Genomic DNA, 21,962 nt, shown 5'->3' on the forward strand with positions numbered 1-21,962 from the left:
CGCCTTTGGCGTGGAAGGGGGGCGGTCTATCTCACCGCGGCGCCATCCGGATCGCGCCATCCAGACGCACATCCTCCCCATTAAAATACCCACACTCGATCATCGTCAGCGCCAGCGCCGCAAACTCCTCGGGCCGGCCCAGCCGCTTCGGAAACGGCACAGAAGCCGCCAGCGCATCGCGCACCTGCTGCGGCGCGGCGGCCAGCAAAGGCGTGTCGAAAATCCCCGGCAGGATCGTATTCACCCGGATCCCCTCGCTCATCAGATCGCGCGCGATCGGCAGGGTCATGCCGACCACCCCCGCCTTCGAGGCCGAATAGGCGGCTTGCCCCATCTGGCCGTCCTCCGCCGCAGCACTCGCGGTGTTGACGATCGCCCCACGCTCGCCGTCGTCGCCAGGCTCGAGCGTCAGCATCCCCGCCGCCGACTTCGCGAGACAACGGAACGTGCCGACGAGATTGATCTGGATGATCCGATCAAACGCATCGAGCGGAAAATGCTTGATCGATCCATCCTGCTTCGATCGTCCCGCGGTCTTTGCCGCATTGCCCGTGCCCGCGCAATTGACCAGGATCCGCTCCTGGCCGTGCGCCGTGCGCGCCGCTGCGAACCCAGCATCGACGCTGTCGTCGGACGTGACATCGACCTTGCAGAACAGCCCGCCAATCTCGTCCGCGAGCGCTTCCCCCTTGTCCGCCTGCAGGTCGAAGATCGCCACTTTCACCCCCTTGGCGGCCAGCGCGCGCGCCGTGGCGGCACCCAGGCCCGACGCGCCGCCGGTCACGACGGCAGCAGTGTTTGCGAGGTCCATGCATCTCTCCTGTCAAAGCCCTGGGATCCGCGCCCCGGTTGCAGAACATTAGTTATGCCGGTATTCGAGGCTTGCCAAGCCGGCATGTCGCTGAGGATCCGACGATGAGCCACGCCATGTTGCAGAACGCCAGCCCGCACTGGCTTCCGCGCCAGCCCAAGGGTGCGCTCGATCATATTCCGGGGAGCAACGGCCTGCCGTTCGTCGGCAACACGTTCAAGTTGCTGGCCGATCCGATCGCGTTCTCGGAAGGCATGGCGGCGCGGTACGGCCCGATCTATCGCAATCGCGCGCTCGGCGGGACCGGCGTCAACCTCCTCGGTCCCGATGCGAACGAACTGGTGCTGTTCGATCGCGACAAGATCTTCTCGTCCGAACAGGGCTGGGGGCCGCTCCTCAACATGCTGTTCCCGCGCGGCCTGATGCTGATGGATTTCGACAAGCACCGCGCCGACCGCAAGGCGTTGTTGGTTGCGTTCAAGCCGGAACCGATGCGGCATTATGCGACCGAACTCGATGACGGGATCGAGTCCGCGATCGGCGGCTGGGCCGGGCAGACCTTGCGCTTCTACGATGTGGTGAAGAAGCTCACGCTCGATCTCGCCGCGACCAGCTTCCTTGGCGTGCCGCTCGGCGCGGAGGCGGACCGGATCAACCAGGCGTTCGTCGACGAGGTGCAGGCGAGCGTCTCGCCGATCCGCAAGCCCTGGCCCGGCACACAGATGCGCAAGGGCGTGCGTGCCCGCGCCTATCTGGTCGACTTCTTCGAGCGCGAGATCCCCGCGCGGCGGAGCGGCGACGGCCAGGATTTCTTCTCGCAATTCTGTCGCACGACCGATGACGACGGCGCGCCGCTGAGCGCGCTGGCGATCGCCGACCACATGAATTTCCTGATGATGGCCGCGCACGACACGATCACCTCGTCCGCGACCAGCCTGGTCATGCTGCTCGCGCGCAACTCGGAATGGCAGGAGCGGCTACGCGAAGAGGTCGCTGCGCTCGACCCAGACGTGCCGCTGACCGAGCAGCTCGATCGGCTCGTCCTCACCGAATACGCGTTCAAGGAATCGCTGCGGATGATGCCGCCCGTCCCGTCGATCCCACGCCGCGCGCTCAAGGATTTCAGCTTCGGTGGTTTCGATATCCCCGCAGGTACGAGCGTCAACACCGCCATCACCTATACGCACCGAATGGCGGAGCACTGGCCCGATCCCGACAGGTTCGACCCGTTCCGCTTCACGCCCGAGGCGTCGAAGGGCCGCCACCGGTTCGCGTGGGTGCCGTTCGGCGGCGGCGCACACATGTGCATCGGCTTGCACTTCGCGACGATGCAGATGCGGCTGCTGATCGCGCATCTGCTCACGCGCTACCGGATCGAGGCGGCGGCGGGCAGCGGCGACGCGTGGCAGGTCTTCCCGATCCCGCGGCCGAAGGATGGTTTGCCGGTTACGTTCGTACCGCTTGCCACCCCGTAATAGTGTGTCATCCTCGCGCGGTTCATTCGAAGGAGCCGTTCGTTGCGCTTGACCCTTGCCCTCCTCCTGCTCGCGGCGACGCCGGCCTATGCCCAGCAACAACCGGCCGCCCCGGTGCCCGACGGCCCGACGCGGAGCTTCACCGGGAGCGACCTGTTCGGGCTGACGATCGCGGCCGATCCGCAGATCAGTCCGGACGGCAAGACGATCGTCTATGTCCGCCGCACCGGCGACGTGATGACCGACAAGATGCAGTCCTCGCTGTGGCTGATCGACGTCGCGAGCGGTCGCCAGACGCCGTTCGCCACCGACGGCAGCAGCCCGCGCTGGTCACCCGACGGGGCAAGGATCGCCTATGCCGCGCGCGACGGCGAAGGATCGCAGCTGTTCGTACACTGGATCGGCGGTGCGCAAAGCGCGCGCGTGACGAGTTTCCCCGGTGATCCGCAGGCGCTCGCCTGGTCGCCGGACGGGACCAAGCTCGCCTATATCGCAACGGTGGCGGGCGAGGGGACCAAGCTCGGCACGCAGCCGCCCAAGCCCGAGGGCGCGAAATGGGCCGAGCCGCTGACGATCATCGACCGCGTCAATTATCGCAACGACGGGCCCGGCTATGTGAAGCCTGGCTACGACCATCTGTTCGTGGTCGGCGCGGATGGGGGCGCGGCTCGGCAGCTCACATACGGCAAGTTCGACGATGGCGGCCCGCTGTCGTGGACGCCCGACGGCCGCAGCATCGTCTTCGCCGCGATCCGCGGACCCGCCGCCGACCGCCAGGTGATGAACTCCGACGTGATCGCGGTCGATGCAGCGAGCGGCGCGATGCGGACGCTTACGACACGTGACGGCCCCGACGCCCAGCCGCGCGTGTCGCCCGACGGCAGCAAGATCGCGTGGCTCGGCTTTGACGACAAGCGCCGCAGCTACGAGAATACGCAGCTCTATGTCGGCGACCGCGATGCCGCCTCGCCGCGCTCGCTGACCGCCACGCTCGACCGGGCGATCGAGGACGCGGTGTGGTCCGCCGACGGCCGCAGCCTCTATGCGAGCTACGACGATCACGGCCAGCGCCGCGTCGCGCGCGTCGGTGTCGATGGCCGCGTCACGCCGCTGATCGACAATGTCGCGGGCGGCGGGCTCGACCGGCCCTATACCGGCGGCGAGTTCTCGGTCTCGAAGGGCGGCACGATCGCCTATACCGGCGGCAACGCGAGCACGCCTGCCGACGTCTGGGTGCTGGCGGGCGGGAAGCCGCGTCGCCTGACGACGCTCAACGCGGTGCTGACCGGATCGAAGGCGCTCGCGCAGGTCCGCAAGATCGCGGTGACCGCGCCCGACGGTCGACCGATCGACGCCTGGCTCGCCACCCCGCCGGGCCGTGCCGCAGGCCAGCGCGTGCCGCTGATCCTCGAGATCCATGGCGGCCCGAACGCCGCGTACGGCCCCGGTTTCGCCACCGACATGCAGCTCTACGCCGCGGCCGGGTACGCCGTGCTCTGGACCAACCCGCGCGGCTCGACCTCCTACGGGGCCGAGTTCGCCAACCTGATCGACAAGACCTACCCGGCCGCCGATTATGACGACCTGATCGCCTCGGTCGACGCGGCGATTAAGGACGGCACCGCCGATCCGGAAAACCTGTTCGTAACCGGCGGTTCTGGCGGCGGGCTGCTGACCGCGTGGATCGTCGGCAAGACCGACCGGTTCAAGGCCGCCGCAACACAAAAGCCGGTAATCAACTGGATCAGCGAGGCGCTGACGATGGACAACACGCTGTTCACCTCGCGCTACTGGTTCACCAAGCTGCCGTGGGAGGATCCGATGAGCTATTGGAACCGCTCGCCACTGAGCTTGGTCGGCAACGTCAAGACACCGACGCTGGTGGTGGTCGGCGGCGACGATTACCGGACGCCGGTCAGCGAATCCGAGCAATATTACGCGGCGCTTCAGATCCGCGGCGTACCGACCGCGCTGGTCAAGGTGCCGGGCGCGAGCCACGGTGGCCTTGCCGCCCGCCCGTCGCAGTCGGCCGCGAAGGCGTCGGCGATCATCGCCTGGTTCGATCGATACCGGAAGCCGGCAGTCGCAACGATGCCGGCACAGGGAGCAGCACAATGACGATACGATACATGTTGCTGGCCGGCGTGGCGCTGGTCTCGAGCGCGGCGGTCGCACAGGTCCAGCCGCCGCGCGTTGCGAAGAAGCCGTTCCAGGTGACCTCGCCCAACGGTGCGCGCGAGGACGATTATTACTGGCTGCGCGACGACATCCGCAAGAACCCGGAGATGCTCGCCTATCTCGCCGCGGAGAATGCGTATGCCGATGCGCAACTCGCCTCGCTGAAGCCGCTCCAGACCAAGCTCTACGAAGAGACCGTCTCGCACATCAAGCAGGACGACAGCTCGGTCCCGTACGCGAAGAACGGCTATTATTACGGCTCGCGGTTCCAGACCGGCGCGGATTATCCGATCCTCGAACGCCGCAAGGGCAGCCGCACCGCGCCCGCCGAGACGCTGTTCGACGAGCCGGCGATGGCGAAGGGCCACAGCTACTTCGCGCTCAGCGACTGGGCCGTGAGCCCCGACAACCGCCGCGTCGCCTGGGCGGAGGATACCGTAGGCCGTCGCCAGTATGTCCTCAAGGTAAAGGACCTCGCGACCGGCGCGACGATCGCCGACACGCTCTCGAACATCGAGCCGAACGTCGTCTGGGCCGACGACAATAAGACGTTGCTGTACGTCGAGAAGGACCCAGTCACGCTGCGTGGCTACCGCGTGAAGGCGCACGTCCTCGGCACGCCCACCACCAGCGATCGCCTGCTGTACGAGGAGAAGGACGACACCTTTTCGATCGACGTCTCGCGCACCTCCGATGATGAGTTCGTCTGCATCGGCGTGAGCAGCACGGTCAGCGACGAGCAGCGTTGCGCCCCCGCCGCCGCTCCGACGAATTTCACGATCGTCGCGCCGCGCGCGCGCGAGTTCCGCTACAGGTCGGATCACATCGGCAATCGCTGGATCATCCGCACCAACAAGGACGCCAAGAACTACAAGCTCGTCACCGTTGCCGACGCCGATCTGGCCAAGGGCATGGCGGCATGGCGCGACCTGACGCCGGCCAGCGACACCGTCTTCATCGAGAGCTTCAAGCCGTTCGACGGGTTCGTCGCGATCGACCAGCGCGAGGGCGGCAACCGGATGATCCGGGTGCTGAACGACGCGGGCAAGTCCACGCCGGTCACTGCGGACGAACCCGCCTATCGGATGGCGCTCGAGGTGAATGAAGAGACGGCGACGCCTTGGGTTCGCTACACCTACGGCTCACTCGTCACGCCGACGACGACCTACGAGGTCAACGCAATGACCGGCGAGCGCCGCGTATTGAAGGTCGCCCCGGTACCGGGCTACGACCCTGCGAAATACGTCACCGAACGCGTTTGGGCGCCGGCGCGTGACGGCACGCGGATCCCCGTGTCGCTGGTCTACGCCAAGGGAACCAAGCGAGACGGCACCGCGCCGCTCTTCCAATACGCCTATGGCAGCTACGGAATCTCAAGCGATCCAGGCGTCGACCCCGGTCGCATCGGCCTGCTCGATCGCGGCGTGATCTACGCGATCGCGCATATCCGCGGCGGGCAGGAGATGGGGCGCGGCTGGTACGACGACGGCCATCTACTCAACAAGAAGAACAGCTTCACCGACTTCATCGACGTCACCCGCTATCTCGTCGCGCAGAAATATGCCGCCAAGGACCGCGTCGCGGCGATGGGCGGCAGCGCGGGCGGGCTGCTGATGGGCGGCGTCGCGAACATGGCGCCGGCCGACTACAAGCTGATCATCGCGCAGGTGCCGTTCGTCGACGTGGTGACGACGATGCTCGACGCGTCGATCCCGCTGACGACGTTCGAGTACGACGAATGGGGCAACCCCGCGCAGAAGGCATCGTACGACTATATGCTGAGCTATTCGCCGTACGACAACGTCAAGGCGAAGGCGTATCCCGCGCTCTATGTTGGCACCGGGCTATGGGATAGCCAGGTGCAATATTACGAGCCGACCAAGTGGGTCGCGAAGCTGCGCGAACTGAAGACCGACAAGAACCCGCTGCTGTTCCGCGTCAACATGGAGGCGGGGCATGGCGGCAAGTCCGGCCGGTTCGAACGCTACCGCCAGAATTCGGAATGGCAGGCGTTCATGCTGCAACAGCTCGGCCTCGCGAAATAGCACGCCCGTTGGCACGCGACCCAAAGCAGGGTACCGATCGCGCGGGACGCGGCTTCGAGCCGTTTCCCGTGATCGCGTCGGTGCCCGGAAGGGCTTGATTGGGAATGCGGTGCGGACGGCTTGCCGTCCCATGCCGCGGCTGTCCCTGCAACTGTAAGCGGTGAGCGAGACGCACGAGCCCTTTTCGCGAGGGCAGCCACTGGGTCGACGACCTGGGAAGGCGTGGCGAGGAGCTTTGACCCGCGAGCCAGGAGACCTGCCGGCGTCTGGTCGCTCTTGTCCCGGTCCAGGGGGTGGCCGAGGCACGGTGAACGCCGCCTGCGTGACACTGGCTGAGCGACGACCATGTGGCGGGGGCCGCATCGGCGTCGTGCGTCGGTCGCTCATGGCGTCCGGTCGTCGCATGGCCCGGCCGTTCGCGGCAGGCCCCGGTCCTCGTCGGACGCTGCGGGGTTTGTGCATGACGACTTTGACGATGGAACGACCGACACGGGTTTCGACACGAAAACGCATCGGCTGGATGTTTGCAGGCCTGGTCGCGGCCAACATCGCCGCATGGTGCTGGGCGTTCTCGCTGTTCCACGCGCAACCGCTGATGCTGGGCACCGCGCTGCTCGCCTGGGGCCTCGGCCTGCGCCACGCGGTCGATGCGGATCACATCGCAGCGATCGACAATGTGACGCGGAAACTCATGCAGGACGGTCAGCGCCCGATCGCGGTCGGCTTCTGGTTCGCGATCGGGCATTCCGGCATCGTGCTCATCGCGGCCGTCGCGATCGCACTGACCGCCAATGCGCTGTCACAGTTCGAGGCATTCAAGCAGGTCGGCGGGGTGGTCGCGACCGTCATCTCCGCTGTGTTCCTGTTCACGATCGCCGCGATGAACCTGATCATCCTCCGCTCGGTGTGGCGCACCTTCGGCCATGTCCGGGGCGGCGGCACCTATGTCGAGGAGGACCTCGACCTCCTCCTCGGCAACCGCGGGCTGCTCGCACGTCTGTTCCGCCCGATGTTCCGGCTGGTCACGCGGAGCTGGCACATGGCGCCACTCGGCTTCCTGTTTGGCCTGGGTTTCGACACGGCGACGGAGGTCGCGATCCTTGGCCTCTCAGCAAGCCAGGCCGCCGACGGTCTTTCGATCGGTGTCGTCCTAGTCCTCCCCGTGCTGTTCGCGACCGGCATGGCGCTGGTCGACACCGCCGACGGCGTCGTCATGCTTGGTGCCTATGAATGGGCGTTCGTGAAGCCGATCCGCAAGCTCTACTACAACATAACCATCACCTTGATCTCCGCGATCGTCGCGATCGCGATCGGCGGGATCGAGACACTCGCGTTGCTCGGATCGAAGCTCGGCTTCACCGGCGGCATATGGGATGTCGCAACGGCGCTCGGCGAGAACTTCAACGGCCTCGGCTTCTTGATCATCGGACTGTTCGTCCTCTGCTGGGTGCTGAGCTTCGCGATCTACCGCTGGAAACGCTTTGACGAGATCGAAGTCGTGCACGGATAGCGCTCCCGCCGATTTCGATCCTCCCCCGCCAGGGGGAGGTGGCTGGCACTAGCCAGACGGAGGGGGAGGACGGCGATCACGTTTGTTCCGTGTCCGCCCCCTCCGTCACCTCCGGCGCCACCCCCCCCTGGCGGGGGAGGATCGAAAACTAGCGATATGCGAATTGGCAGTCCCGCCAAACTGCTCTAACCAAACCTCGAGGCTCGGTTTCACCGAACCTCACAGATCGCGCCGGTGCCCTTCGGGGCTTGAATGGGAATGCGGTGCGGGAGTTCCTCCCAATGCCGCGGCTGTCCCTGCAACTGTAAGCGGTGAGCGAGACGCACACGCCCTTCGCGAGGGGGGCAGCCACTGGGTGAAAACCTGGGAAGGCGTACGTCGAGCCTCGACCCGCGAGCCAGGAGACCTGCCAGCGCAACGGTCGCTCTTGCTACGATCCAGGGGATGGTCGCGGCACGGTACTCCGTCTGAGCGACGAACGCGTGCGGCCCTATGGTCGTGCGTGCGTGTGCTCGCAGGAGAATACCAATGCCCGATCTTTCAAAGGTCCCCGTCACGATCGTCACCGGCTTTCTCGGAGCCGGCAAGACCACGCTCATCAGCCACCTGATCCGCAATGCGAACGGCCGCCGCCTCGCCGTCGTAGTCAACGAATTCGGCACGCTCGGCATCGACGGCGACATTCTGAAGGGCTGTGCGATCCCCGATTGCCCGGCCGAGAACGTGATCGAGCTGGCGAACGGCTGCATCTGCTGCACGGTGGCGGATGATTTCATCCCGACCGTGGAGGCGCTCCTCGCGCTCGACCCGCGCCCCGATCACATCCTGATCGAGACCTCCGGGCTCGCGCTGCCGAAACCCCTGCTGAAGGCGTTCGACTGGCCCGCAATCCGCTCGCGCATCACCGTCGACGGCGTCATCGCGCTCGCCGATGCGGAAGCCGTCGCCGCGGGCCGCTTCGCCCCCGACGTGGCCGCGCTCGACGCGCAACGCGCCGCCGACCCCAGCGTCGATCACGAGACGCCGCTCTCGGAAGTGTTCGAGGATCAGCTTGCCTGCGCCGATCTCGTGCTGCTGACCAAGGTCGATCTCGCCGGCCCCGAGGGCGTCGCCAAGGCACGCGCCGTCATCGCCGCGGAGTCCGCACGGCCGCTCCCGGTGATCGACCTGACCGACGGCATCATCGATCCCCGCGTGATCCTCGGCCTCAACGCTGCGGCCGAGGACGATATCGCCAGCCGCCCCTCGCATCACGACGGCGAGAACGACCACGAGCATGACGATTTCGACAGCGTCGTCGTCGAGCTTGGCGAAATCGCCGACCCCGCCGACCTGACCGCGAAGATCGAAGCACTCGCCCGCAGCGCCGACATCCTCCGCGTAAAGGGCTATGCCGCCGTCACCGGCAAGCCGATGCGCTTGCTCGTCCAGGCGGTCGGCGCGCGCGTCCGTACGCAGTACGACCGTCCCTGGCGCGCAAGCGAACCGCGTCGCACGCAACTGGTGGTGATCGCCGAGCACGACCGGATCGACGAGGCCCGCATCAAGGCCGCGCTGGACGGCTGAGGCGCACGATGCACGTCGTCTTCCGCGAGACCCACGGGCTGGAGGAAAGCGCGGCCCCACAGGACCTCGCCCAATCCCCCGCGGACCTCGTCGTGCTCTCGTTCTCGGACGGTGACCTCGGCGCGTTCGCCGCGGGCTGGAAACGTGCGGACGCCGCCGGAAGTCGGCTGCCGTCGTTGCGCCTCGCCAACCTGACCGCGCTTCAGCACCCGCTTTCGGTCGACACCTATGTCGAACAGACGCTGGCCCGCGCGAAAGGCATCCTGATCCGGCTGATCGGCGGGCGCTCCTACTGGAGCTACGGCCTGCAACAGGTCCAAAACCTCGCGCAGGAGAGGGGCATCGCGCTCGCCGTCCTCGCTGCGGACGGCCGCATCGATACCCGCCTCGACGCCGCCTCGACGATCACGCTCTCTACACTCCACCGCCTGGCCCATCTCTGTGACACTGGCGGCGCGGTCGCAGCGCAGGCGGCACTGGCCCAGTTCGCGCTCGCGGCAGGCATCTACGCCGGCCCGGTCACCGGCGTGCGAGCGATCGCCGACGTCGGCGGCTGGCAGCCGAATGACGGCGTGACATGCCCGGCGGCCTTCCACCTGAACGCGACACGCCCCCGCATCCTGATCGTCTTCTACCGCTCGTACCTGACCGCCGCGGACCTCCACCCGATCGAAGCGCTTCACGCCAAGCTGACCGCGCGAGGCTTCGACGTCATCGGCCTCTTCGCGCCCTCGCTGAAAGCCCCCGACGCAGCCGGCTGGTTGAGCCGCTGGGTCGAAGCCCTGAAACCCGCCGCGATCGTCAACGCAACGGCGTTCTCCGCACGAGGCGCTACCGACACCACGCCGCTCGACGGTGCCAACGTTCCGGTCTTCCAGATCGCGCTAGCCACGTCCGACCGCGCGGCTTGGATCGGCGCGACCCGAGGCCTGTCACCCGCCGACCTCGCCATGCACGTCGTGCTACCCGAAGTGGACGGCCGCCTCTTCGCCGGCGTCGCCAGCTTCAAGGAGGCCCTAGCGCGAGACGGCGACCTCGAATACACCCGCCGCGAACACCGCGCCGACCCAGCCCGCATCACCGCGATCGCCGCGCGGATCGAAGCCTGGACGAACCTCGCCAGCAAACCCGTCGCCGACCACCGCATCGCGATCATCCTCTCGACCTACCCCGGCAAGGCGTACCAGATGGCGCACGCCGTCGGCCTCGACGCGCTAGCCTCCACGCAAGCGATCCTCGCCGACCTCACGGACGCGGGCTACGCGATCACCCCCGACGCCAGCGATCTAGCCATGTCACGCATCCACTGGCCGCTCGCCGAGTACCGCAAAGCCCTCGCGCACCTTCCCGAAGCTCTGCACAAGGACCTTCTGGAAACTTGGGGCGAACCCACCGAAGACTTCACGTTCACTGCGATCGACCAAGGCGGGGCACTCGTCGCGCTCCAACCCGAACGCGGCCGAACCGAGCAACGCGTGGAAGAATATCACGACATCTCGCGTTGCCCCTGCCACGCCTATGTCGCCTTCTACCTGTGGCTCCACGCGCGCGGCACCGACGCACTGGTGCATGTCGGCGCGCACGGCACGCTCGAATGGCTGCCCGGCAAGTCGGTCGCGCTATCCGACGCCTGCTGGCCCGAAGCGCTAACTGGCGCGATGCCCGTCATCTACCCGTTCATCGTCAACGACCCCGGCGAAGCGGCCCAAGCCAAACGCCGCATCGGCGCAGTCACGCTCGGCCACGTCCCGCCGCCGCTGGAGCGCACGCGCACCGGCGCCGGTCTCGGCCGCCTCGAGGCGCTGCTCGACGAATTCTCCAACGCCGACGGCCTCGATCCAGCCCGCCGCGACCGCCTGCAACGCGACATCCGCGACGAAGCCACCGCCACCGGCCTCGCCGCGACGCTGGGTCTCGACGACGTACAGTCCCAAGCCGAAGCGATCACCCGCATCGACACGTTCGTCTGCGACGTGAAGGAGAGCCAGTATGGCGACGGCCTCCACATCTACGGCCGCGGCGAGCAAGGCGATGCCGAACGCGCTGGGCTAATGTCGGCCCTCAAAGGCAAGCGCGTCGCACCCGGCCCCTCCGGCTCCCCCTGGCGAGGTCGCGCCGACGTCCTCCCGACCGGCCGCAACCTCTACACGACCGACCCCCGCGCGGTCCCGTCGCGCGCCGCCCATACCCAAGGCGTGAAGCTCGCCGACGAACTCGTCCGCCGCCATTTGCAGGATCACGGCGACTACCCGCGCAACCTCGTCGTCGACTTATGGGCATCGGCGACGATGCGAACGGCCGGCGAAGAGTTCGCGATGGCGCTCCACCTGCTCGGCGCGGAACCGGTATGGGACATGCAATCCGACCGCGTGACGGGCGTCGAGATCCTCCCGCTCGCCAACTTCGACCGCCCCCGCATCGACGTCACCCTGCGCGTATCCGGCCTGTTCCGCGACGCCTTCCCGACACTCTGCACGATGTTCGGCCAGGCCGTGCGAGCCCTAGGCGCACGCGACGAACCGGCCGACTGGAACCCGTTCGTCGGCAAGCCAGCCACCGCGCGCGTCTACGGTCCCGAACCCGGCCGCTACGGCCTCAGCATGGGTGACGCCGCCGAAACCTATACGCCGGAGGCGCGCCTGACCGCCGGCCAAGCGTGGCTCTCCGCCTCCAGCCACGCGGTCGACGCCGATGGGGAAGGGGGCCAGGACAGCTTCGACCCCGCCGGCATCCGCGACCGCGTCGCCGCCGCCGATGCCTTCGTCCACGTCCAGGACCTGCCCGAAACCGACCTGCTCCTCGCCGCAGATTACGCCGCACACGAAGCCGGTTTCGCCGCCGCGCAATCGGTCGCGGGGGGCAACGCCACGCTCTACCATCTCGACGCACGCGATCCGAACCAGGCCAAGGCCCGCCCGCTCAACGAGGAGATCGCCCGCGTCGTCCACGCCCGCGCGGCACACCCCGCCTGGGTCGACGGCATGATGCGCCACGGTTTTCGCGGTGGCGCGGAGATCGCCGCCACGCTCGATCATCTCGGCGCCTTCGCGCATCTCGCCAGCGCAGTCCGTCCCGAACTGATCGACCTCTATTACGACGCGACGCTGGGCCGCGACGACGTCCAAGCGTTCCTCGCGGACGCCAACCCCGGCGCACTCGCGGCGATGCAGGCGCGCTTTGCCGCCCTGCACGCAGCCGACCTCTGGCCGACCCGCCGCAATTCGATCCTCGCGAGCCTGGACCTGCCGGCATGAGCGCATTTGTCGTCAAAGGCTGGTGCCCCGACGCATGGCGCCCGATGATGGCCGGCGACGGCCTGTTGGTCCGCATCCGCCCACCGCTCGGTCGCCTGACGCGCGAGCAAACCCTCGGCCTGTGCGAGGCGGCGACGGCGCACGGCAACGGCCTGATCGACCTCACCAGCCGCGCGAACATCCAGATCCGCGGCGTCCGCGAGGAAAGCTGGCGTCCATTGATCGACACGCTGCTCGACCTCGGCCTCATCGATCCCGATCCGATCCGGGAAGCGCGCGCGAACATCCTCGTCGCGCCAGAATGGCGGACAGGCGACGACACCCACCGCATCGCCGAGCTTTTACGCGCGCGTCTGGCGGACTTGCCCGAACTCCCCGGCAAAATAGGCTTCGCGATCGACGCTCGGGTAGAGCCGGTGTTGCAAGACGCCCCCGCCGACTTCCGCATCGAGCGCGCTGGGTCTGGAACGCTTATCCTCCGCGCAGACGGCCGGACCCTTGGCACGCCGGTATCGCCCGGCACCGAAGTCGACCGGTTGATCGCACTCGCGCACTGGTTCGTCGACAGCGGCGGCACCGCCAGTGGTCGCATGGTACGCCACAGCGCCATACTGCCGGACTGGGCAGCCCCAACAACCCCTCCTGCCGCAAGCGCGCCACCGCTTCACGTCGGACAGCATTCCCTAGGACTCGCGCTAGGCCTGCCATTCGGTCGCATCGCAGCGCGCGCGCTGGCACGCTACGTCGACTCCGAGCGAGCAATTGCAGCGATCCGCATCACGCCTTGGCACATTGCCATCTGCGAAGCCGACGCGGCGCTTCTAATTGAACCCGACCCGGTCGACTTCATCACCGACCCCGCCTCGCCAGCGCTTCACGCGGACGCCTGCGTCGGCGCGCCAGCCTGTCCGCAGGGCAGTGTCGTGACGCGAGCGCTCGCCCGACGCCTGGCGCCGCATATCACCGGCCGCCTCCACGTCTCCGGCTGCGCCAAGGGATGCGCGCGCGCCGCCCCCGCCGACGTGACGCTGACCGGCCGCGAAGGCCGCTACGACCTCGCGTTCGATGCGCGTGCCGGCGCACCACCCTCCCGCGCAGGCCTTAACGTCGCGCAGATCCTCGCCCAGTTCGGAGCCGCCTGAATGCCGTACGCCTATGAAACCGACGGCGCGGCGATCTACCGCCAGTCCTTCGCGATAATCCGCGCCGAAGCCGATCTCGCCCGCTTCTCGCCCGAGGAGGAGCCCGTCGCGGTCCGCATGATCCATGCCGCCGGGCTCGTCGGCCTAGCCGAGCACATCCGCTTCACGCCGACGTTCGCAGTGGAGGCTCGTCGCGCGCTTCAAGCCGGCGCCCCGATCCTGTGCGACGCCCGGATGGTCACCGAAGGCATCACGAAGGCCAGATTGCCTGCCGACAACCGCATCGTCTGCACGCTCCACGCGCCCGAAACGCCCGAACTCGCGCGGACGATGGGCAATACCCGATCCGCCGCCGCACTCGAACTCTGGCGCCCGCATCTTGCCGGTGCCGTCGTCGCGATCGGCAATGCGCCGACCGCGTTGTTCCACCTGCTCAACATGCTTGAAGACCCCGATTGCCCGCGTCCCGCGGCGATCATCGGCTGCCCGGTCGGCTTCGTCGGCGCGGTCGAATCCAAGGCGGCGCTGTCGACCGACCAGCCCGTGCCTTGCGTCGTCGTGGAAGGCCGGATGGGCGGCAGCGCGATCACCGTCGCCGCGATCAACGCGCTTGCGAGCGGCACGGAATGACACCCGTAAGAACTGGGGGCACGATCCACGGCGTAGGCTTGGGCCCCGGCGCGCAGGACCTGATGAGCGTCCGTTCGGACCGCCTCGTCCGCGGTGCGCACCACATCGCCTATTTCCGCAAGGCCGGTCGCCCCGGCCAGGCGCGAAAGATCGTCGACGGCATGCTCCGCGACGACGTGATCGAATTCCCGATGGAATACCCCGTCACCACCGAGATCCCGGTCTCGGACCCGCGCTACAACGACTGCCTGTCCGCTTTCTACGCCACCTGCATCGACCGACTCGCAACGCTTGCAAACGCGGGCGAGGACGTTGTGGTCCTCTGCGAAGGCGACCCGTTCTTCTACGGTTCGTTCATGCATCTCTACACGCGCCTCCAGACGATCGCGCCGGTTAAGGTCGTGCCCGGCATCACGGGCATGTCCGGCGCATGGACGGCCAGCGGCGCGCCGATTACCTGGGGCGACGACGTCCTGACGGTCCTGATGGGCACGCTTCCCGAAGACGATCTTGTCCGCCGCATCCGCGACACCGACGCGCTGGTGGTCATGAAGATCGGCCGCCACCTCGCCAAGCTCCGCCGCGCCGTCGCCGCTGCGGGGCGCGAAGCCGAAGCGTGGCTGGTCGAATACGCCGCGATGGCCGATCAGCGCGTGACTAGGCTGTGCGATGCGGAGGCGATCACGCCCTATTTCTCGATCCTGCTGATCCACGGGCAGGGGCGGCGGCCATGACCGGCTGGCTCGCGATCGCCGGCCTTGGCCCCGGCGACGAAGCGCTCGTGACGCCCGAAGTCACCGCGGCGCTCGCGGACGCGACCGACGTCATCGGCTACATCCCCTATGTCGCGCGCGTCGCCCCCCGCGAAGGCCTGACGCTCCACCCGACCGACAACCGCGTCGAACTCGATCGCGCCACGCACGCGCTCGAACTCGCCGCCCAAGGCCACCGCGTTGTGGTGGTCTCGTCGGGCGACCCCGGCGTGTTCGCAATGGCGGCGGCGGTGTTCGAAGCCCTCGAAGCCGGTCCCCCAGACTGGCGCGACATCGATATCCGCGTCCTCCCCGGCATCACCGCGATGCTCGCCGCCAGTGCACGTGCGGGCGCACCGCTCGGGCATGACTTCTGCGCGATCAACCTGTCGGACAATCTGAAGCCGTGGGGCGTGATCGAACGCCGCGTGCGCCTCGCCGCCGAAGCCGACTTCGCGATCGCCTTCTACAATCCGCGATCGAAGGCGCGCTCCGACGGCCTGATCCGCATCTTCGACCTCCTTCGCGAAACCTGCGCCGACGACCGCCCCGTCCTGTTCGCCCGCGCGGTTTCCACGCCCGAGGAAACGCTCCGCATCGTGCCCCTGACCGAAGCCCGCGCGGACATGGCGGACATGCGGACGATGATCATCATCGGCTCCAGCCTGACGCGCGTTATCGAGCGCCCAGCGGGACCGATCCTCTACACCCCTCGGTCGGCAGCATGATCGAGCCAGCGCATCACATCCGCCACCGCATGCACCTCGCGTCGAGCGGGCAGGGCAGGCCGATCGATCATGATCACCGAGAGGCCAAGCGCGCGCGCCGCATGCAGTTTGGCCGACGCCCCGGTGCCACCAGCGTTCTTGCAGACCACGACTTCGATGCCGTGCGCCTCCATCAACTGCCGATCGCCCTCGACATCGAACGGCCCACGGTCGACCACGAGATGATGACGCGGCAACCCCGGCGGCTGGTCGGGGATATCGACGAACCGCAGCAGATAATCATGCTGCGGCTGCTCCGCAAACGCGTCGACGTGCATCCGCCCCAGCGCCAGCATCACGCGCCGCGGCGGTCCGTTCAGCGCCGCAATCGCAGCGTCGATATCGGCCACGCGCGCCCACCGATCGCCAGCGACCGGCAACCAAGCAGGCCGCGTCAGTGCAATATGCGCAACACCGGCGCGCTCCGCCGCGAGAACCGCGTTTGCGCTCATCCGAGCCGCGAAGGGGTGCGTCGCGTCGACCAGATGCGTCACGCGATGTTCGCTCAGATAGCGGACAAGCCCCTCGATGCCGCCAAACCCGCCGATGCGCACCGGGATCGGTTGCGCTTTCGGTTCGGCGACGCGTCCGGCATAGCTCAGCACCGCATCGTTGCCCCGCGCAGCCAGCGCCGCGGCAAGCGCGCTGGCCTCGGTGGTGCCGCCCAGCACCAGGATGTTCGACATGGCTGACACTCCCTGGCTGACGATCATCGGTATAGGCGAAGACGGCGCGGATGGCCTGTCCGCGTCGGCGAAGGCCGCATTGGCGCAAGTCGAGCTCGTGACTGGCGCGCCCCGCCACCTCGCGTTGCTCCCGGATCTTAAGAGCGCGGTCGAACCCTGGCCAGTCCCGTTCAGCGACGGTGTCACTCGGCTGCTCGCGCACCGTGGCAAGCGCGTCGCGATGCTCGTATCCGGCGATCCGTTCTGGTTCGGTGCGGGTACGTCGATCACGCGCCACCTCGATCCCGGCGAATGGGTAGCGCACCCCGCGCCCTCGACATTCGGTCTCGCCGCCTCGCGCCTCGGCTGGCCTATCGAGGAAACCAGTTGCCTGGGTCTCCACGCCGCACCTTTTACCCGCCTCCGCCGGCATATCGTACCCGGTCGTCGCGCGATCGTGCTGGTCCGCGACGGCGCGGCGGTTGCCGGATTGGCACGGTATCTCTTCGACCTCGGCTTCGGGCAATCGCGCCTGCACATTCTCGAAGCGCTCGGCGGGCCGCGCGAGCGTGTTCGCGACATCGCGGCAGCCAATCTCGATGATGACGACATCGTGCATCCCGTCGCGGTGGGGATCGTCTTCGCGGGGCAGGGCATGGTCGTGCCTCGCACATCCGGCCTGCCGGACACTTGGTTCGATCATGACGGCCAGCTTACCAAGCGCCCGGTTCGCGCGCTGACATTGTCCGCGCTCGCCCCAAGGCCCGGCGAGACGCTGTGGGACATCGGCGCGGGCTCTGGCTCGATCGGCATCGAATGGTTGCTGGCTCATCCGTCAACGCACGCCACCGCATTCGAAGCCGACCCCATCCGCGCCAGCCGAGCCAAGAGCAACGCCGCAGCCCTGGGCGTCGACCAACTTCGTGTGGTCCTGGGCCGTGCACCGGAAGCACTCGAAGGTCACGCGGCACCAGATGCGGTCTTCGTTGGCGGCGGCCTCTCCGAAGCCTTGCTCGAAACATTGTGGGCCAGGCTGCCGATTGGCCCACGCCTGGTCGCCAACGCAGTGACGCTCGAATCCGAGGCGTTGTTGTCGCGCTGGCACGGACTGAAGGGCGGCACGCTGCTGCGCGTGGAACTGTCGGAAGCCACCCCGCTCGGCACGCGACGCGGCTGGCGTGCGAGCTATCCGGTCGTTCAATGGAGCGTCACGCTGTGATCGTGGCTGGCTTCGGGTTCCGCGCGGAGGCCACGCTGGCATCGCTGCAAGATGCGCTCGCCAGCGCGCGGCAGGGCCAGCCGCAGATCACGCGGCTTACCACCCCCCGCGACAAGGCTCCGTTGGTCGAACGGCTTGCCGAAGCGCTGGATCTGCTCCTGGTCGCTATCGACCCAGATGCGCTACGCGCTGCACAAACGGCCACGAAGTCGGCTTTTAGCCTGAAGATACGCCAGACTGGCAGCGTCGCCGAAGCTTGCGCACTCGCTGCGGCAGGACCCGGCGCGCGGTTGCTGACACCGCGCCACATTTCCCACGACCGCATGGCGACGTGCGCCATCGCAGAAGGATTCGCATGACCGTCCACTTCATCGGCGCAGGCCCAGGCGCGCCCGACCTGCTTACGCTCCGCGGGCGCGACCGGATCGCCGGATCGCCCGTATGTCTCTATGCGGGCTCGCTAATTCCTGCGGCGATGCTCGATCATTGTCCGCCCGGCGCCCGCATCGTCAACACCGCGTCCTTGTCGCTCGACGAGATCATCGCCGAGATCCAGACCGCGCACGACGCCGGCCAGGACGTCGCCCGGCTCCACTCCGGCGACCTGTCGATCTGGTCGGCGATGGGCGAGCAACTCCGCCGCCTCCGCGCGCTCAACATCACGTTCACGATCACCCCCGGCGTACCCGCCTTCGCCGCCGCCGCCGCCGCGCTGGAGGTCGAACTGACGCTGCCCGAACTCGCGCAGTCGGTGGTGCTCACGCGCACGCCCGGCCGCGCCAGCACGATGCCGCCCGCCGAGACGTTGACCGCGTTCGCCGCTACGGGCGCGACGCTCGCGATCCATCTTTCGGTCCACAATCTCGCGCAGGTGATCGCGGACCTCACGCCGTTCCACGGTACCGATTGCCCGGTCGCTATCGTCTGGCGTGCGAGCTGGCCAGACCAGCAGATCGCGCGCGCGACCCTCGCGACGATCGCCGATGCCGTCACGGGCAGACCCGATCGCACCGCACTAATCCTCGTTGGCCAAGCACTTGCCGCGCAGGATTTTACGGAAAGCAGCCTCTACGCGACAGGCTACGACCGCCGTTTTCGGCCACAATCAGCGGACTCGAAGTTCGCGGGAGGCGAGGCATGATGCCCGGCTTGATGGTCGCCGCGCCCGCATCGGGCATGGGCAAGACCACCGTCATGCTTGGCCTCCTCCGCGCACTCCGTGACGAAGGCGTTGCGGTGCAGCCGTTCAAGAGTGGCCCCGACTATATCGACCCAGCCTTCCATCGCGCTGCCAGCGGTCGCGCATCGTTCAATCTCGACAGCTGGTCGATGCCTGCAACAATGCTCGACACCCTTGCGGCTAAAGCCGACGACGCGGACTTCGCGCTCTCGGAGGGATCGATGGGCCTGTTCGATGGGGTCGCGAAACCGGGCGCGACCGGCAACGGTGCCAGCGCCGACATCGCCCGCCGGATGGGCTGGCCGGTCGTGCTGGTGATCGACGTCTCGGGGCAGGCGCAGTCTGCCGCCGCCACCGCGCTCGGCTTCAGCCGCTACGACCCCAGCGTCCGGATCGCCGGCGTAATCCTGAACCGCGTCGCCAGCCCCCGCCACGAACGCCTCGCGCGTAGCGGCATGGACGCTGTAGGCATTCGCGTGTTCGGGGCATTGCCACGGCGCGGCGACCTTAAGCTGCCTGAACGCCATCTCGGGCTGGTGCAGGCGGTGGAACATCCCGATCTCGACGCGCGGATCGCCGAATATGCCGAATTCCTGCGCGCGCATGTCGACATCCCCGCGCTCCGTGACGCCGCGACCGCCAACATCAGGCCGGCAAGCGCGCCAAACTGGATACGCCCCCCGGCACAACGTATCGCCCTCGCGCAGGACGCAGCCTTCTCGTTTACCTACGCGCACGTCCTCGAAGGCTGGCGGCGCGCGGGGGCAGAAATCCTGCCCTTCTCCCCGCTTGCCGACGAGATGCCCGCCGTGGATGCCGACCTCGTCTGGCTCCCCGGTGGCTACCCCGAACTCCACGCGGGCAAGCTCGCCGAAGCGCACCGGTTCCATGCAAGCCTGACCGAGTTCGCGAAGACCCGCCCGGTCCACGGCGAGTGCGGCGGTTACATGGCGCTCGGCGAAGCGCTGATCGACGCGGACGGCGTGAGCCACCGGATGACAGGCTTGCTCGGCCTCGCCACCAGCTATGCCCAGCGGAAGATGCACCTCGGGTATCGCCGCGCGACATTGCTTGCGCCGATGGGGAGCGTCGCGGTCGGCGCGGCGCTGACCGGCCATGAATTCCATTACTCCACGATCATCGATCAGCCCGACGCTCCGCTCGCGCACGTCACCGATGCGGAGGGCAACGCCGTTCCCGAAACCGGCTCGTATCGTGGCCACGTCTCGGGCAGTTTCTTCCACATGATCGCCGCCACGCCATGACCGGTTTCGTCTCGTTCGTCGGCTCCGGGCCCGGCGATCCCGAATTGCTGACGCTGAAGGCGGTGTCTCGGTTGCAGGCAGCGGACGCGGTCCTGTTCGACGATCTGTCTTCGGCCGTTCTGAGCCATGCCCGCTCCGGCGCCGACCTGATCGCGGTAGGGAAGCGCGCCGGTCGTCCGTCGCCAAGCCAAGCGCATGTCTCTCAACTGCTCGTCGAATACGCCCGGACCGGAATCCGCGTGGTCCGCCTGAAGTCCGGCGACCCGGGCATGTTCGGCCGCCTCGAGGAGGAGATCGTCGCGCTGAGAGCAGCGGGCATAATGTTCGAGATCATCCCCGGCATCAGCGCCGCCAGCGCCGCGGCTGCCGTCGCACAGATCCCGCTCACGCGGCGGCTCAGCGCGCGCCGCGTCCAGTTCGTCACCGGTCACGATGTTACGGGCGACCTTCCCGAACAGCGCAACATGGCGGCGCTCGCCGATCCCGACGCGACGACGGTGGTGTTCATGCCAAAGCGTACGTTCCCCGCGCTGGCCACGTCGCTGATCGAGCACGGGCTTTCCCCCGATACGCCCGCGCTGATTGCAGAGAATGTCGGCCACCCCGACCAAGCCCTGACACGCACGACGATCGCCGACCTCGCCGCACAGTTGGAGGCAGGCTTTTCCAGCAAGCCCGCGCTGATCCTCTACGGTCCGCTGATGGATCACGAGGCCGGGGAGTGATCGACCTTCACCTCATCGGCATGGGCACCGGCAACCCCGATCACCTCACGCGCGCCGCGATCGCTGCGATGAACGCAGCCGACCTGATCCTGCTGCCGCGCAAGGGTGAGGCGAAGTCCGACCTGATCGACCTGCGCCGCACCATCTGCGCAGACGTTCTGACCGCTGCCACCCGTGTCGTCGAGTTCGACCTACCCGAACGCGACACGGCCGCGCCGTATCTGAGTGCGGTCGAGCGATGGCACGACGCGATCGCGCTCGCTTGGCGAGACGAGATTGCACGGCATTTGCCGACCGGTGGCCGCCTGGCGTTGCTCGTCTGGGGCGACCCATCGCTCTACGACAGCACGTTGCGGATCGCCGATCGGTTGCGCGCTGATGGCCTAGCGATCACCGTGACGGTCGAACCTGGCATCACCAGTCTCCAGGCGCTGACCGCAGCGCATGCCATACCCTTGAATACGGTCGGCGCGCCGGTTCTCATCACGACGGGACGCAAATTGAGGGCAGGGGGGTGGCCGGTGGGCGTCGATACGATCGCGGTCATGCTCGACGGGGATTGCGCATTCAGCACGCTGGATTTTCGCGGTATCGAGATCTGGTGGGGTGCCTATTTAGGCATGGCATATCAGATGCTGATTGCCGGTTCCCTGGACGAGGCGGCCGAACGGATTGTCGAGGCTCGTGCCAGCCTCAGGGAGCGGCATGGCTGGATCATGGACATCTATCTTTTGCGCCGCGTCGTTCCGATCGACGAACTCAGGTTACGCTGAACCTC

The 21,962-nt window shown here is 67.5% G+C and carries 18 protein-coding genes and 2 riboswitches; of the genes, 16 read left to right on the plus strand and 2 right to left on the minus strand.

Annotated features, from left to right (window positions below; all coding sequences use genetic code 11):
• Positions 1-31 precede the first annotated feature (31 nt).
• Positions 32-811, minus strand: coding sequence for an SDR family NAD(P)-dependent oxidoreductase (locus tag ASE69_RS01135; protein WP_056481748.1), 780 nt, complete (start codon positions 809-811; stop codon positions 32-34).
• Positions 812-915: 104 nt separating this feature from the next.
• On the opposite strand from ASE69_RS01135, the gene ASE69_RS01140 reads away from it, so the two are divergent.
• The 10 genes from ASE69_RS01140 to cobJ all read left to right on the plus strand — a co-directional run bounded on the left by ASE69_RS01140 (position 916) and on the right by cobJ (position 16,091).
• Positions 916-2,286 (plus strand): cytochrome P450, encoded by a 1,371-nt coding sequence (locus ASE69_RS01140; RefSeq protein ID WP_056481751.1) that lies wholly within the window; start codon positions 916-918, stop codon positions 2,284-2,286.
• Positions 2,287-2,328: 42 nt separating this feature from the next.
• Entirely contained in the window at positions 2,329-4,404 is a 2,076-nt protein-coding gene (locus ASE69_RS01145; protein WP_056481753.1) for an alpha/beta hydrolase family protein, read from the plus strand.
• Positions 4,401-6,509, plus strand: coding sequence for a S9 family peptidase (locus ASE69_RS01150; RefSeq protein ID WP_056481756.1), 2,109 nt, complete (start codon positions 4,401-4,403; stop codon positions 6,507-6,509). Before ASE69_RS01145 ends, ASE69_RS01150 begins: the two co-directional genes overlap by 4 nt.
• Before the next feature lie 61 nt (positions 6,510-6,570).
• A riboswitch (cobalamin riboswitch) is annotated at positions 6,571-6,788 on the plus strand.
• A gap of 181 nt (positions 6,789-6,969) precedes the next feature.
• Complete coding sequence (locus ASE69_RS01155; protein WP_235517896.1) at positions 6,970-8,019, plus strand: HoxN/HupN/NixA family nickel/cobalt transporter; 1,050 nt, start codon at positions 6,970-6,972, stop codon at positions 8,017-8,019.
• Positions 8,020-8,234: 215 nt separating this feature from the next.
• Positions 8,235-8,448, plus strand: a riboswitch (cobalamin riboswitch).
• A 99-nt stretch (positions 8,449-8,547) separates the two neighbouring features.
• Complete coding sequence (gene cobW, locus ASE69_RS01160) at positions 8,548-9,585, plus strand: cobalamin biosynthesis protein CobW (protein WP_056481759.1); 1,038 nt, start codon at positions 8,548-8,550, stop codon at positions 9,583-9,585.
• Between the two features lie 8 nt (positions 9,586-9,593).
• Entirely contained in the window at positions 9,594-12,839 is a 3,246-nt protein-coding gene (cobN, locus tag ASE69_RS01165) for a cobaltochelatase subunit CobN (protein ID WP_056481762.1), read from the plus strand.
• Complete coding sequence (locus ASE69_RS01170; protein ID WP_056481765.1) at positions 12,836-13,981, plus strand: cobalamin biosynthesis protein CobG; 1,146 nt, start codon at positions 12,836-12,838, stop codon at positions 13,979-13,981. Before cobN ends, ASE69_RS01170 begins: the two co-directional genes overlap by 4 nt.
• Positions 13,982-14,611, plus strand: a complete 630-nt coding sequence (locus ASE69_RS01175) for a precorrin-8X methylmutase (RefSeq protein ID WP_056481768.1) — start codon at positions 13,982-13,984, stop codon at positions 14,609-14,611.
• Positions 14,608-15,345: a precorrin-2 C(20)-methyltransferase gene (gene cobI / locus ASE69_RS01180; RefSeq protein WP_056481771.1), complete on the plus strand. Its 738-nt coding sequence runs from the start codon at positions 14,608-14,610 to the stop codon at positions 15,343-15,345. Before ASE69_RS01175 ends, cobI begins: the two co-directional genes overlap by 4 nt.
• Positions 15,342-16,091, plus strand: coding sequence for a precorrin-3B C(17)-methyltransferase (gene cobJ, locus ASE69_RS01185; RefSeq protein ID WP_056481774.1), 750 nt, complete (start codon positions 15,342-15,344; stop codon positions 16,089-16,091). Before cobI ends, cobJ begins: the two co-directional genes overlap by 4 nt.
• Here cobJ and ASE69_RS01190 read toward each other — a convergent pair.
• On the minus strand, positions 16,067-16,816 hold the full coding sequence (locus tag ASE69_RS01190; protein WP_056481777.1) for a cobalt-precorrin-6A reductase: 750 nt from the start codon (positions 16,814-16,816) through the stop codon (positions 16,067-16,069). The genes cobJ and ASE69_RS01190 overlap by 25 nt on opposite strands.
• Between ASE69_RS01190 and ASE69_RS01195 the strand changes: the two genes are divergently transcribed.
• Genes ASE69_RS01195 through cobF form a run of 6 tightly spaced genes read left to right on the plus strand, consistent with a single transcriptional unit; the run spans position 16,815 to position 21,957 of the window.
• Positions 16,815-18,014, plus strand: coding sequence for a bifunctional cobalt-precorrin-7 (C(5))-methyltransferase/cobalt-precorrin-6B (C(15))-methyltransferase (locus tag ASE69_RS01195; RefSeq protein WP_056481780.1), 1,200 nt, complete (start codon positions 16,815-16,817; stop codon positions 18,012-18,014). The two genes, ASE69_RS01190 and ASE69_RS01195, sit on opposite strands and share 2 nt — an antisense overlap.
• Positions 17,996-18,373, plus strand: coding sequence for a cobalamin biosynthesis protein (locus tag ASE69_RS01200; RefSeq protein WP_235517898.1), 378 nt, complete (start codon positions 17,996-17,998; stop codon positions 18,371-18,373). Before ASE69_RS01195 ends, ASE69_RS01200 begins: the two co-directional genes overlap by 19 nt.
• Positions 18,370-19,155, plus strand: a complete 786-nt coding sequence (cobM, locus tag ASE69_RS01205; protein WP_056481786.1) for a precorrin-4 C(11)-methyltransferase — start codon at positions 18,370-18,372, stop codon at positions 19,153-19,155. Before ASE69_RS01200 ends, cobM begins: the two co-directional genes overlap by 4 nt.
• Entirely contained in the window at positions 19,152-20,459 is a 1,308-nt protein-coding gene (locus ASE69_RS01210) for a cobyrinate a,c-diamide synthase (RefSeq protein ID WP_056481789.1), read from the plus strand. The genes cobM and ASE69_RS01210 overlap by 4 nt, the downstream gene beginning before the upstream one ends.
• A complete protein-coding gene (gene cobA, locus ASE69_RS01215; RefSeq protein WP_056481792.1) occupies positions 20,456-21,184 on the plus strand; it encodes a uroporphyrinogen-III C-methyltransferase in 729 nt (242 codons plus the stop codon). The genes ASE69_RS01210 and cobA overlap by 4 nt, the downstream gene beginning before the upstream one ends.
• Positions 21,181-21,957: a precorrin-6A synthase (deacetylating) gene (gene cobF, locus ASE69_RS01220; protein WP_056481795.1), complete on the plus strand. Its 777-nt coding sequence runs from the start codon at positions 21,181-21,183 to the stop codon at positions 21,955-21,957. Before cobA ends, cobF begins: the two co-directional genes overlap by 4 nt.
• Positions 21,958-21,962 lie beyond the last annotated feature (5 nt).

Source organism: Sphingomonas sp. Leaf208 (assembly GCF_001421415.1).
In the GTDB taxonomy this organism is placed as follows: domain Bacteria; phylum Pseudomonadota; class Alphaproteobacteria; order Sphingomonadales; family Sphingomonadaceae; genus Sphingomonas.